Genomic DNA, 15,118 nt, shown 5'->3' on the forward strand with positions numbered 1-15,118 from the left:
CTTTGTATTAATCTAGCCTTAGAATTGATGTCTATGCATAAAATTTTTAATAAATGGCTCATAAGAACCCGGATTGTTTCACTCTAGCCATCCACTATTTAGATGACTGCATAACCTAATAACCTACTTATACCCCTGACTCTTCACTTCCAATTTACGCGCTTTTCTTGTATATCTCAAATAAATTAATGCAAGTAAGATAAACCATATTGGTGATAATACGATACCCATTCTCGTATCGGGAACAAGGAATAAAATGATTAATACAAAAACAAAGAATAATTGAACCATTCTTGCCATGTTTATGCCACCTGGTAATTTAAAGGCACTTTTTTTATGATTTTCTAGATGTGATTTAACATATTTCGCATAAGAATGCATGATAAACATCCACACAATAACTAACAATATAGTTGATATTGCTGTTACATAGAAGAATACTTGAGTTGCATTAGGTATTAAGTAATTAAGCAATACTGTTATAGATAATAATGCACAAGTCACTAAAATTGCGATATACGGTACGCCTCTTTTATTCGTTTTCATCAGTAAATGATGTGTTTGCTTTTTCTCTGATAAGCCAAATAGTATTCTGCTGTTGGCAAAGATACCACTATTACACGCAGAAGATGCAGCTGTTAATACTACAAAATTGATAAGCCCTGCCGCAAATGGCACACCAATTAATGCAAACAAGCTAACAAAAGGACTGTTATTTGGATCAATATCTTGCCACGGAATAATAGACATCATTACCGCTAATGCTCCCACATAAAATAATAAAATTCTTATAGGTACACTATTAATCGCTTTCGGTATCGTTCTTTCTGGATTCTTAGTTTCACCTGCTGTAATACCTAAAATTTCAATACCAGTAAATGAAAACACTACCATTTGGAAAGACATGAAAAAGCCTGATGCTCCATGTGGAAAGAATGAACCATTGTTAAAAACATTAGCTACACTCGTTTGTCCAAAAGGCGTCTGTATCGCAAATACTATCATTACAATACCTACAACAATCAAAGCGATTATTGTAACTACTTTTATAATTGCGAACCAAAATTCTAATTCGCCAAACATTTTTGTACTTGTTAAATTAAATGCCATTAATATCAAAATACATGATAAAGACGTAATCCAGTTAGGTAAATCTGGTATCCAAAATTCTACATATTTTGCAACTGCTGTAATTTCAGCCATACCAGATGTAATCCAAGTTAACCAATATGTCCAACCAGTTACAAACCCCGCAAACGGACCTATTTGATCATGTGCGATGTCTGCAAATGTTTTGTACTCTGTGTTATGTAATAACATTTCCCCCATTGCACGCATAAACATAAATAATACGAAACCTACAATAATATATGTAAGTAAAATGGATGGCCCCGTTAAACTTATGGATTGTCCTGCCCCTAAGAATAACCCTGTTCCAATTGCTCCGCCAATCGCAATAAGTTGAATATGTCTATTGCTTAACTCTCTGTTTAAAGTATTCGTCATAAAACTAGCCCCACCTCAGTTGTTTTTAAGCACACTTAATATATGCTCAGTTTATTTCCCCTTTGTGTTACTATAAATAAACTAATTTAAATATTACATGCATATTTCTCACAATGCTTGGTTGTATAATATTCTTTTTTTCTGAAAATTACAACTATTGGTATAAAATTATTTAAACATTATTAAGTTTTTACAATTTTTTATTTTTCAACACATTAATTGATTAAAATGTAAACGTTTAAATTGGCTGAGAATTAAATTTCATTTTTAGATAAAGCTTTTATAGCAGTTATTTCATTTTTCATTAAAAAGTGTTCAAATAATTCAAATAATGTTTGTAATAGGTGTGCTAGTTCTATACACTGAATTAAACACTTCATTAAAAATATATTTATGAGTGGATAGAAAGTTTGGTGTAAATGGAAAAAGATAAAAAGAAATTGTTACGTAAGATGGTCAAACCGTTTGAGAAAACAAGCTACACAAAGAGTACAATTCAAATAATCAATACAATAATCCCTCTCCTTGCGTTATTAGTAGCAAGTGGGTTTTTATATCAAGTACATTGGTCATTAGCAATTATTAGTAGTATTTGTGCTTCCATATTTTTAATTAGAACGTTCATTATTTTTCATGACGCATGTCATGGTTCATATCTAAAAAAACAGAAACATAATGATTTATTAGGTAATGTAACAGGTTTTTTAACCTTCTTTCCCTATAGAAAATGGCGTAGAGAACATTTAATGCACCATGCAGGTAGTGGGAATTTGGAGAAACGTGGCATTGGAGATATTTGGGTCATGACAGTTGAAGAATATCAAATTTCGTCTCGTTTTAAACGTTTAACTTATAGATGCTATCGCAATCCATTTGTAATGTTTGTTTTAGGGCCGTTTTTCTTAGTATTTGTATCTAATCGCTTTAACGCAAAAGGTGCTAAAACAAAAGAACGCACGAACACATGGCTCAATAATATTTTATTATTAGTCGTTTATGGTTCCCTTATTTATCTATTAGGTGCCAGTCAATTTTTCGCTATTTTCGCGCCTATGGTCTTTATTTCTGGAATGATAGGTATTTGGCTTTTTTATATTCAACATACTTTTGAAGATTCCTATTTTGAAGAGTCATCCGAATGGGATTACGTTAAAGCAGCTATTGATGGTAGTTCATATTATAAATTACCAAAATTCATTCAATGGGTAACTGGTAATATTGGATATCACCATGTACACCATTTAAATCCTAGAATTCCAAATTATGCTTTAGAAGCTACGCATGACAATGTCACACCATTACACCATGCAACCTCAATAACGATTAGAGAAAGTTTCGCTTCGTTAAAATTCAAATTATATGATGAAAGTCATAAACGTTTTATCACATTTAAAGAATTTGCATTACGACAAAAACAGCCTTCCTAAATACAATATTACTTATACCGAAGGAAATATAAATACTTTAACACACTACTTAATTCTCAAATTTCATGAGGGTTAAGTAGTTTTTTTATGCCCAAAATATTTTTCACATTATTTTTCATAATTTATAAAATGATTAACTTTTAAACGCTTAGCAAAGCTAATCATTTTTTTATTATTTAATAAATATTTCAAAACAATTAATTATTACATTGCGTAAACATATGAAATAAATTATAATACTTATCTATGTCACAATATAATAATAATTTTAAAAAGAGGAGAATGTTATGTTTATAAAGAAAAATGAAAAGTTTGGTATCCGCAAATATAGATTTGGTGCTGCATCAGTACTTTTAGGTACTTGTCTAGCCATTGGTTTAAGTGCTTCTGGGGAGGCAAAAGCATCAGAGACTACGAACGAAGAAACAAAAATCGATTCAAAACATATAAATTCAAATAATCAAAATAGTACAACACAAAGTGAAAACAATACATCAAATGAGGTTGCTACTAACAGTGAAATAACTGCACCTAATGATACATCATTAAATATAAATGATGTTGAAAAGACGGAATCCGTTAACAATGATAAAAAAATAGAAGCAGATAAAACTTTAGAAATTGAAGATAACACTAAACTTGAAGCATCATCTCAAGAAGATATGAACAATAAAAGCGAAAATGCTAAATTAGATACAGCTAGCGACAATAAAGACGCTAATTCTGGTGAACAAACATCATCTAACTCTGTACCAACTTCTAGCGAAGCCCATCCGCAAAATGAAACTACGCCATCTGCCACTACAGCCGAACAAAACACATCACAGAAAAATAAAGTAAGTGAACCTAATAAAGAGGAAACACAAATGTCATCAATTAAGAACGTTACTTCACCAAAACGCACAATCTCTACATATAGTGCAACGAATCCAAACCCTGAAGTAGCTAATAATGAAAATGTAGTTGGTAAAGATGTAAGTGATAAAATTACTGTGGTTAATAGCAATATTGAATCAAATGATACAATCAGACCACATAATGGTGAAAGATCAACTTTAAAATACGAATTAACATTCGATGAGGGTGTTAAAGAAGGCGATTACTTTGATATTTCACTTTCTAATAACGTTAATACACATGGCGTATCTGCTATAAGTAAAGTGCCAGAAATTAAAAATGGTGAAACAATTATTGCAAATGGAAGTATTTTAGAAGACGGAAAAATTAGATATAGATTCACAGATTACGTAAATAACAGAGAGAACATAAAAACAAACCTGTCTTTAAATTTATTTATTGATCCTAAAACTGTTCCTCATGATAGTAACCAATCAATTATCGCAACAGTAAATGGGCAAAAAACTCAAAAAGATGTATATATAAAATATCTAAATGGCATAAATAATGTTGGTTTAAGTGTTAATGGTAGTATTGTTTCATTAAATAAACAAAATAATACTTTTACACACCTTGCTTACATTAATCCAAATAATTTTAAAATTCCTGCTGCTACCGTCTACGGTCAAATTATTAACGGAAACAAACAAGATGGTAACCTACCATCTGTAAAAGTCTTTAAAGTAATGAAACCTAATGAATTAAATCAAAGTGTATATGCTGACACGTCAGATACTTCAATGTTTCAAGATGTTACTAACGACATTAATTTAAATGTTACTAATGGTAATTATCAAATAGACTTTGATAATTTAGATAGTGCCTATGTAGTAAAATTTGATAGCACTTATGATGGCGATGCACAATCATTAACATTTAGAACAACACTTTCAGGATTGTCACCATATTATAAAGATTATTACTCCCAAGCAACCTGGGATAATGGAGTATTATTCTATCAAAATAATGCTGATGGAGAAGGATCTGATCCGAAACCTAAACCTGAACCAGAACCGACTCCGAATCCTGAGCCGACACCTGAGCCTGAACCAACTCCAGATCCTGAACCAACACCGGAGCCTGAACCAACTCCGGAACCAGAACCAACTCCGGATCCTGAGCCAACACCGGAACCTGAACCAACACCTGAGCCTGAACCAACACCGGAACCTGAACCGACGCCAGATCCTGAACCAACGCCGGACCCTGAACCGACTCCGAATCCTGAGCCGACACCGGACCCTGAACCAACACCTGAGCCTGAACCAACGCCGGATCCTGAACCAACGCCGGATCCTGAACCAACGCCGGACCCTGAACCAACTCCGAACCCTGAACCAACGCCGGACCCTGAACCAACACCGGAACCAGAACCGACACCGGAACCAGAGCCAACTCCGGATCCTGAACCAACGCCAGACCCTGAACCAACGCCTGACCCTGAACCAACGCCGGATCCTGAACCAACGCCGGATCCTGAACCAACGCCGGACCCTGAACCAACGCCGGACCCTGAACCAACGCCGGACCCTGAACCAACTCCGGACCCTGAACCAACGCCTGACCCTGAACCAACACCGGAGCCTGAACCAACACCGGAGCCTGAACCAACTCCGGATCCTGAACCAACTCCTGAGCCTGAACCAACACCTGAGCCTGAACCAACACCTGAGCCTGAACCAACTCCGGATCCTGAACCAACACCTGAGCCTGAACCAACGCCGGACCCTGAACCAAATATAGACCCGTCATCTAAGGATAATGAAATTCCATTTTCACCTAATAATCGCAATAATGTGGTTAAACTTGAATTACCAAAAGATACAAAGTTAAATATACAAACTATCAATACTGGCACAATGGTAAAATCTAGTCAAATCGCTACAGATACAGAAGCAGTAAATTCTCTTGAAAAAACAAATACTCCACAGCATACAAATGAAAAGAAACAATTACCTAATACTGGTGAAAAAGAACGCAGTACATCTATGTGGAGTAGTTTCTTACTATTATTAGGTTCTACACTACTCCTCTTTAGAAAAAAGAGGAAAGAAGAAAAGTAAAACTTCTCTATAAACAAAAGCTAGAATGACTTATTTACTGTCATTAAGTGAATTTTAAAACTTAAATATACTGAAATTTACACTTTTTATGAGTTATATCTAAAACTAACAGCTAAATCAACTTAAATAGTTTTGTTAGCAAATTACTTACTGCTTCGTATTAAAATACGCTTCAAGAAATAACCTAAAAAGTTATTTTCTTGAAGCGTATTTTTTATAACCTAAAACAAAACTTCAGTTGATATATTCATACATTTTATAATTAAATCGATAAATTTATTTTATCGTGAATTCTTTGAATGTCTTCTGGTGTCGTTTGGCAACAACCACCAATTATTTTAACATCATGTCTTAACCAATCTGGAATCTGTTCAATAATCAAGTGGCTATCACCCATACTCTCCCATTGTTTTGTTTCCGCATTATATTTTGCGCCACCATTAGGATAGAGCGCAATTATCTGTGGTAAAACAGTAAGCCCTCTTTCTATAGCTTGATTGACCCCTGTTACAGAAGAACAATTAATACCAAAAACTGGAATTTCTTTTTTATATTTTTGGATAAACTCACATAAGTCTTCAAATTTTGTACCATCAGATAAATCTCCTAAATCATTTACCGTTACAGATAACCAAAATGTTTGGTCCATATAGTGTGGAACAATATACTCAACAATAGCTTTAATCTCTTCAAAGTTAGGCACCGTTTCAAAAACAAAGTCATGAATCCCTCTTGTAATTAATGCATCTATACGTAAACGATGAAATTTAAAATAATCCTCGTTGCTTAATTCATAATCACCTGTATACTCAGAACCATCACTTAAATATGCGCCATAAGGTCCTAAACTACCAACGATTACTTGCTTAGATGTACTCGAGTCTATGATTTGATCAACAGCTGTAGTAAATAGTTGTTCTATTTCAACATCTTTTAGTCCAATATCTGAAAATGTTTGATAACTTGCTTGATATGTACTCGTAAGTAATATGTCTGCCCCTGCGTCTGTAAATGATTGGTGTGCTTCTTTAATCTTCACAGGATTATTTTTTAATACTTTACTCGACCATAATGATGAATTTAAATTACAACCTGCTTGTTCTAATGTTGTTGCTAATCCTCCATCTAGCACTAGTGGTGATTGAGCTTCTAACTTTTCTAATAACCTCATTTATTTGCCTCATTTCTTGTGGTACTTAATAAAATAGTATAACAATGCGATTGCTGCAAATGGCACTCCGAAATAAAGCGCTGGTGCTTGATTAGAGTCAAAAACCATACCAACACACGATACTAAACACAAAATAAATCCAATAATAGGTACTGATTGATGTATTTTCAAACTATGATCAACTCTTTTGGCATTAAAGTAAGAAACACATATACTCATCCAAACAATTACTACGGCTAAACCAGCAATAGATACAAGTACTACATATAGTGAATCCGCTGCATAAATACTTGATAATAAAGCTAACAAACCACCAATCATACTAAATAGCGTTGCATTTACAGGCATTCGATATTTATTTAAACGTCCAAACCATCTAGGAAACACACCTTCATTTGATAAACTCCATATCATTCTGCTTGCAGCATATAACCCTGAATTAGCAGCAGATAATAACGCAGTAATAATCACTAAATTCATAATGTCCCCAGCATATGGAATCCCCATTTTTTGAAAAATTACCACGAAAGGACTTTCTAGAGATTTCCCTTGATAACTAGGAATTAATATCGAGATAATAACCATCGTTCCTATAAAGAAGATAACTAGTCTCCATAAAGTGGCGCGTATCGCCTTAGGAATAATTTGCTTAGGGTTTTCAGTTTCACCAGCCGCAATTCCTATTAACTCCGTTCCACTAAAAGCATAATTCACAGCCAACATTGTTAAAAATACTGCCCCTATACCATTAGGAAAAGTAGGATTAGTGTATCTCTGTGTAATTGTGTTTATTCCATCATATCCATTGTAATGGATTATACCTAAGATGACGCAAATACCTAAAATAATAAATACAATAATCGTGACCACTTTTACCATAGAAAAATAAAATTCAACTTCTGCATAGAACCTTGTCGATATGATATTAAAAATCAATACCAATATAATCGCACTGGCAGCAAATATGTATTCGGGTATTTCAGGGAACCATTTTTGCATCAAAATACCTACTGCAGTAAATTCAGATCCTAATGCTACCGTCCACGTTAACCAATAAAACCATGCAACAATATACCCCACAGAAGGATGAATATATTTGCTAGCATATGTATGAAATCCTCCTGTTACTGGATGTTTAATGGCTAATTGTCCCAAACAAAGCATAACTAAGTATACGAGGATTGAACCTACTAAGTAAGACAATACAGTACCTAGTGGACCTGCTTGCTGTAATGTATATCCAGAACTTAAAAATAAACCTGTACCAATGACACCGCCAAAACTCAATAACATAAGATGACGTTGTTTCATAGCACGTTTGAATGTCGTTTGTTCCATTTTATGTGCTCCTTATCTTTAAGTACTAAATATATAATTTTTTATATTATTAATCATTCTATTGATTTCTGAAAATTTAGTCAATATAAAGTTACAAAATATACTACTCAAAATTCATACACAATTGTATACACATCAGTAAATTATTTAATAAAGTAAGCGCTATCTTTTTAACTGAATTTTCGCACTTTTATAAAAATTCAGTTTTTGGTATTGATTTTCATTCTTCACAGCCTTAACATGAAATATAAGTAACAGATAAAGGAGATATGTAATGACAGAACATAATGATTTAGTAACTTCAACACAAGAAATTACGAAAGAAGCTTTACATAAATTAGGTTTTGACGATGGCATGTATGAACTCATCAAAGAACCTTTAAGATTTTTAGAAGTACGTATCCCAATCCGTATGGATGACGGTACGGTTAAAACATTTACTGGTTATCGTGCACAGCACAATCACGCTGTCGGTCCTACTAAAGGTGGCATCCGTTTCCATCCCGATGTAAATAAAGAAGAAGTTAAAGCGTTATCTATGTGGATGACTCTAAAATGCGGCATCACCAACCTACCATTTGGTGGTGGTAAAGGCGGCATCATTTGTGACCCTAGACAAATGAGCAATCAAGAATTAGAACGTTTATCTCGTGGTTATGTTAAAGCAATTTCACAATTTGTTGGTCCTGAGAGTGATATCCCAGCACCAGATGTTTATACAAATCCACAAATTATGTCTTGGATGATGGATGAATATAGTAAGATTAACCGTTCCAATGCCTTTGCATTTATTACGGGTAAACCCCTTTCTTTAGGCGGTTCACAAGGCCGTAATCGTGCCACTGCGCTAGGTGCAGTCATCACAATTGAAGAAGCAACAAAGCGTAGAAATATTGATATTAAAGGATCTCGTGTTGCGATTCAAGGCTTTGGTAACGCTGGAAGCTTTATCGCAAAAATCTTACATGATATGGGTGCCAAAATTGTAGCTATATCTGAAAGTTTCAGAGCGTTACATGACCCGGATGGTTTAGATGTTGATCATCTAGTTGAACTCAAAGAACAACATGGCAGAGTCACACATTTATTTGATGATGCTATACCTAAAGAACAATTATTTGAGGTTGATTGTGATATCTTAGTACCTGCCGCACTATCTAATCAAATCACTGAGGATAATGCGCATCAAATCAAAGCAAAAATTATAGCTGAAGCAGCTAATGGACCGACAACTCCAGAAGCGACACGTATTTTAACTGAGCGCGACGTCTTGATTATTCCTGATGTCTTAGCTAGTGCTGGTGGCGTAACGGTCTCTTACTTTGAATGGGTACAAAATAATCAAGGTTACTATTGGCCTGAAGCTGAAGTTAATATGAAGCTACGTGAAAAAATGGTAGAAGCGTTTAATACAATATATGACTTAGCAGAAGATAGAAAAATGGATATGCGTTTAGCTGCTTATGTCTTAGGAATCAAACGTACTGCTGAAGCATCACGTTTCCGCGGTTGGGCTTAATGGTTAATACGTATCACGCAAATTCATAAAACATATAAATAGGGCTTGCTTATAACATCCACTGGCGTTAAATGACGCTAGTGGATGTTTTGTTTATTTATCACTAATCTACCACTAAATATGCACTACTTAACCTTCTTGAAATTAGCTTTCTATTTAAAAATCATTTTATAAAAGTATATATTATTTAGCTAATACTCCCACCTTCTAAAAATTCGAATTTTCAGATTTATTTGAAATACAAAATAATAATCTATATACTTATTTACAATAAAGGGGAGGATATACATTATGAAAAATAATATTTACGGTAATGTTCCATGTTTTTTAAATAGTAAAAACCTAACTCAAAAAAATACTTTAGACACAGATGTCATTGTTTATGGCGCACCGTTTGAAGGTGAAAGTACTTGGGGGAATTATACTGGGGTTGAATTAGGCCCAAAACAAATACGCGTTTGTTCCGCGCGTTACAGTCAATATTTACCCGAGTTAAATCATATTGATATCAGCGAACACTTAACTATTGGAGATGTGGGCGATGTTCCATTTGTAGCACACGACAATAAACAAAGCTATGATAATATTGCTAAATTCACTAAACCACTTTGGGAAAGTGGAAAGTTCTTAGTAGGCTTTGGCGGTGAACACGGTGTTACATATCCTATCCTTAAATCTTTAACAGAAACTGGTAAAAAAGTTGGCATCATACATTTAGACGCCCACTATGATAATATGCCGGACTATGAAGGTGAACCTTATGCACGTAATACACCTTTCATGCATCTTTATAATACCGATGGCATACGAAACGAAAGTATTATTCACACAGGTATTCACGGACCTCGAAACCAACCTGCTACAGGTCGTTATGCTCAACAAGCTGGGGCTGTTACTTTAACAATTAATGATATTCGTGAAGCTCAGGATTTAAAAAAATATGCACATGATATTTATGAACAAGCGAGTCAAGATGTTGATGTTGTGTATTTAACAATTTGCAGTGATGTATTAGACTTTGCATTTAATCCAGGAGGACCGGTAGATGGTAACGGCATCACCTCTTATGAATTATTAACAATGATTCATGAATTTGGTAAATTAGGTCTTTGTGGCATGGATTATGTAGAAGTATATCCAATGATGGATGCCAACCAAAACTCAGCTCACTTTGTCTCTACAGCAGTACTATATGTGCTTGCTGGCCAAGTCGCTTATTTAAATCAATCAAAATAATTTGAGGAGTGGTTTAATTGCTAAAAAGTGCTAAGAAAGTTTTACGTTCACTTGGTCCAGGAATGATTATTACAGCCTCTTTCATTGGTCCAGGCACTGTGACGACCATGACTCAAGGTGGCGCAGGATTTGGCTATAGTTTACTTTGGGCGGTAGCATTTTCCATCATCGCTACAATTGTACTGCAAGAGATGATTATTCGGTTATCACTTGTCACCCGTGAGGGCTTGGGCGAGGCCATCCAAGACTTATTTAAAAATAAATTTGGCAAGCTGATTATAGTTTGGTTCACTTTAATAGCTGTAACTATTGGTTGTGCAGCATATATAAGTGGTGACTTGATTGGCACCTCACTTGGTGCTTCCTATTTACTAAATTTGCCTGAACATTGGGTAGCACCCGTAATCGGTGTCATTATATTACTCATCGGCTTATTTGGTAATTATCGTTTTTTAGAAAAAATAATGCTCTTACTCATGGTTATCATGGGCATTATATTTATTACTACTATGATTGTTATTAAACCAGATGTTATAGGTATCTTAAAAGGTATCTTTGTACCTACAATACCAAATGGTTCAATCCTCACGGTTATTGCACTTATTGGTACAACAGTTGTGCCTTACAATTTCTTCATCCATTCTACTGCAGTCCATGAACGGTTTGGTCATATAAAAGAATTAAAATTTGCACGTTGGGACACAGTCATCTCCATCTCAGTTGGCGGTATTATATCCGCAGCGATATTAATCTCTGCAGCCACTTTAATCCAAGGTAAGGAGGTTACAAGTGTGATACAACTTGCAGGCCCGCTAGAACCCGTGTTAGGTGATGCGGCTCCAATCACAATCAGTGTTGGTTTGTTTGCTGCAGGTTTATCATCAGCTATTGCTTCCCCCACAGGTGCTGCCGCTACTATTAGCAGCCTACTCGGATGGCAAGGCGGTATGAAAAGTAAAAAGTATAAGACAGTGTTTACTATTATCATAATTATAGGTATTATCAGTTCGGCCTTAGGCTTTGAACCGCTTCAAGTATTACTCATTGCTCAAGCCTTAAATGGTATCATTTTACCTATTGTGGCCATTTTAATTTTTATTATTATTAATAAGAAGAACTTAATGGGTCACTTTACTAATACCATTTGGCTTAATATTATCGGGGGAATAGTAGTTTTAGTCGTAAGCTTTTTAGGTATTTATAGTTTAATAGATGCTATTAGTAACTTTATGTCCTAATCTTTTATAATCAATTATCATAGTCTTACAGTCTCTGTACAACTTTTAAATATAACTTTTCAAACTACTAATCAACTGTATTTACGGGAGATTAGTAGTTTTTTGTTTTTATAGAGTAAATTATAACTTCTCTAGTTTCCAACGTGTATAAATAATATAGTAAAATATCGCTTCAACTTCTAATCAACCTATATGTATCACCTTTATTAATATAAACAATGTTGTTTCTCTATGCTGAGAATTATTCTTTAGCCTTATTAGGCACACGATGAAAAAAGTAACTCGTATTACATAACATAGCTAACTAAAATACATACCAAAGCCCTCGTTACCTTCATTATGTAACGAGGGGCTTATACTCATATGGTAATACTATATAATGAGTTCACGTCTGTTATTAAGCAAGTATTTGCTTTAGTTGTTCAAACATTTCATTATATCCTTCTTCTGTTTGCTTTTTAGTAGCTTCCTTTGATTGTTCGTATGATTGCTTGTTAATTGTGTCGTTTAAAGGCACTTTTAAACCTTGATTAAATTTAACCTGTGTTTCATTTTCTAAATCTATAAACTCAACGGTTATGATATCTTCTAAATCACTAAATTGAGGTATTTTAAATGAGTACATTAATTTATATGGTTTTACAATATCCATATATATACCTGTCGCTCTATATGTTTTATCTCCTCTTTCATCAACTATCTCCCACTCACCATTAATTTCAAACTGGTTCTGTGCGACTTTATTTGTTTCTTTAGAGGTATACAACCATTGCTTGAAAATCTTTGGTTCTGTCCATGCCTCAAACACTTTTTCAACCGAAGCGTTCACTTTAAATTCTATATTTAAATTTACGATTTCCCACTCCACAACAGTCATCCCCTTAATAATATTCATTACTATATCATTTCCTCTTTTAACACCTATAAACCACAAATACCTAGTGTTCCCAGTTGTAGCATTAACTATTTCAAATTGTATTAGGACTGTAAAGTTACATCAGTGCACTAACATTGCGCATAATACGTGCTTTTTTGTAACCATGTAAATCATGCAATTCTTTGTAAGCGCTGAATAATTTTTTATAAATACGTACTTGTTGAGGATCTGGTTCTACTTGATAAAGTACCGGTTCTTTCATCGCCTTTATAGCTGAATTGAAATCAGGATGGGCACCTCCACAAATAGAGCCTAATATTGCTGCACCAATTGCTGGTGCATATTCACTATCAATTACAGTAATCTTCTTATTTAATATATTGGCATAGATTTCCATCAATAAACCATTCTTTTTAGGAATACCTCCACAAGCAAATACATGATCAACTTCCATTTGCCATCCTTGATATTGTTGCATAATCATTTTTGCACCAAATGCAGTTGCTTCCAAATATGTACGATAGATTTCCTCATGTCTTGTCTGTAAACTCATACCAAATAGACTACCTTTTAAATTACTATCACTTAATACACTACGATTACCGTTATGCCAATCTAAGGCAATAAGACCACTTTCACCTGGATAAAGTTGGGCAGCTTTTTCATTAAGTAAATCAAATATAGATATTCCACGTGATTTTGCTGTTTTAACATAATCATAAGGAGCTTGCTTAGCGACATATTCAAACAAGTCACCTACTGCCGTTTGCCCCGCTTCATAAGCATATAAATCCGGAATGATGGCTCCTTTAACTGATCCAGAAATTCCAGGAACTTTATGTTGTTCTTTATTAAGCATTAAATGACATGTGCTAGTGCCCATAACCATGGTCATTTCTTTATCTTTTTCTGAACCGATACCTAATAAACTTGCGTGTGCATCAATGATAAAAGGACTGACTTGTGTATCCGGTGACAAACCTAGTTTTTCTGCCATCTCTTTGCACAAAGTACCTACACTGTCACCTATACTGACTATTGGTGCATCAACCTTTGTACGTACAATATCAGATAAATTTGAATCTACTTTATCAAATAAATCATAATGAAAACCTGTTTCTGTTTCCCAAAATGATTTGAAGCCCAATCCACAATTAGACCTTACATTCTGACCAGTCAGGCGATTTACAATCCAGTCGCCCGCTTCCATAATATTTGCTGTAACGTCCATAACTTCAGGCGCTTTATTGTTAACTTCCATGATTTTAGGAATCATCCATTCACTACTAACGTTAAATCCATAGTACCCTAACCATCTATTTTTAGCTTCTAATGCAGTCTTAAATAATAAATCTGCTTCATCTTGTGCACCATGGTGTTTCCATAACTTTACATAAGCATGCGGATTATTTTGAAAACCTGCTCTGTTGTGTATGGGTTCCATTTGTTCATCTACAAATATAACTGTTGAAGATGTAAAATCAATGCCTATGCCAACGATTTCAGACACTGAAATATTGGTTCTTTCTATAATGGCAGGAATACCTGTCTCAATAATTTCCATATAATCATTGGCATTTTGGAGCGCAAAGCTTTGGGGTAGTTTCTCTCCACCCAACTCACCTTCTATTGTGCCATGTGTATAGTTTTTTATATATTGTTCTTCAATTTTTCCATTTTCAGTATTAATTAAAAATGCTCTACCTGAACCTGTACCAAAATCAATGCCTATGCTGTAACTCATTGTATAAGCCCCCATTCACCTTTCTTAAAGAAAACGCTTTCTTAAATCATAATTAAATTCAAACTAAAAATCAACACAAAAAATCACAAAAGGACAAATAAC

General features: G+C 34.4%; 10 protein-coding genes. 5 read left to right on the plus strand and 5 right to left on the minus strand.

The window, feature by feature from the left end; all coding sequences use genetic code 11:
• Nucleotides 1-123: 123 nt before the first annotated feature.
• Nucleotides 124-1,506, minus strand: coding sequence for an amino acid permease (locus ACW5YJ_RS13625; protein ID WP_457338280.1), 1,383 nt, complete (start codon nt 1,504-1,506; stop codon nt 124-126).
• Nucleotides 1,507-1,925: 419 nt separating this feature from the next.
• Between ACW5YJ_RS13625 and ACW5YJ_RS13630 the strand changes: the two genes are divergently transcribed.
• Nucleotides 1,926-2,933 carry a fatty acid desaturase gene (locus ACW5YJ_RS13630; RefSeq protein WP_017723502.1) on the plus strand — a complete coding sequence of 336 codons (1,008 nt, stop codon included), beginning with the start codon at nt 1,926-1,928 and terminating at the stop codon, nt 2,931-2,933.
• Nucleotides 2,934-3,220: 287 nt separating this feature from the next.
• Nucleotides 3,221-5,893, plus strand: coding sequence for a fibrinogen-binding adhesin SdrG C-terminal domain-containing protein (locus tag ACW5YJ_RS13635; RefSeq protein ID WP_457338281.1), 2,673 nt, complete (start codon nt 3,221-3,223; stop codon nt 5,891-5,893).
• Between the two features lie 262 nt (nt 5,894-6,155).
• On the opposite strand, the gene mmuM is transcribed toward ACW5YJ_RS13635, so the two are convergent.
• Together mmuM and ACW5YJ_RS13645 are read right to left on the minus strand one after the other, a co-directional pair.
• Nucleotides 6,156-7,064 (minus strand): homocysteine S-methyltransferase, encoded by a 909-nt coding sequence (mmuM, locus tag ACW5YJ_RS13640; protein ID WP_457338282.1) that lies wholly within the window; start codon nt 7,062-7,064, stop codon nt 6,156-6,158.
• Between the two features lie 9 nt (nt 7,065-7,073).
• A complete protein-coding gene (locus tag ACW5YJ_RS13645; protein ID WP_017722972.1) occupies nt 7,074-8,402 on the minus strand; it encodes an amino acid permease in 1,329 nt (442 codons plus the stop codon).
• Between the two features lie 274 nt (nt 8,403-8,676).
• Here ACW5YJ_RS13645 and ACW5YJ_RS13650 point away from each other — a divergent pair, with 274 nt between their 5' ends.
• The 3 genes from ACW5YJ_RS13650 (at nt 8,677) to ACW5YJ_RS13660 (ending at nt 12,395) form a co-directional block, all read left to right on the plus strand.
• Complete coding sequence (locus ACW5YJ_RS13650; RefSeq protein ID WP_107551098.1) at nt 8,677-9,921, plus strand: Glu/Leu/Phe/Val family dehydrogenase; 1,245 nt, start codon at nt 8,677-8,679, stop codon at nt 9,919-9,921.
• Between the two features lie 291 nt (nt 9,922-10,212).
• On the plus strand, nt 10,213-11,157 hold the full coding sequence (locus ACW5YJ_RS13655) for an agmatinase family protein (protein ID WP_457338283.1): 945 nt from the start codon (nt 10,213-10,215) through the stop codon (nt 11,155-11,157).
• Between the two features lie 17 nt (nt 11,158-11,174).
• On the plus strand, nt 11,175-12,395 hold the full coding sequence (locus tag ACW5YJ_RS13660) for an Nramp family divalent metal transporter (RefSeq protein WP_017722975.1): 1,221 nt from the start codon (nt 11,175-11,177) through the stop codon (nt 12,393-12,395).
• A 397-nt stretch (nt 12,396-12,792) separates the two neighbouring features.
• On the opposite strand, the gene ACW5YJ_RS13665 is transcribed toward ACW5YJ_RS13660, so the two are convergent.
• Both ACW5YJ_RS13665 and ACW5YJ_RS13670 read right to left on the minus strand, forming a co-directional pair.
• Complete coding sequence (locus tag ACW5YJ_RS13665) at nt 12,793-13,290, minus strand: SRPBCC family protein (protein ID WP_457338284.1); 498 nt, start codon at nt 13,288-13,290, stop codon at nt 12,793-12,795.
• A gap of 97 nt (nt 13,291-13,387) precedes the next feature.
• Nucleotides 13,388-15,016 (minus strand): ribulokinase, encoded by a 1,629-nt coding sequence (locus tag ACW5YJ_RS13670; protein ID WP_457338285.1) that lies wholly within the window; start codon nt 15,014-15,016, stop codon nt 13,388-13,390.
• Between the last annotated feature and the right edge of the window lie 102 nt (nt 15,017-15,118).

It is taken from the genome of Staphylococcus sp. mip270_02, from assembly GCF_054031535.1.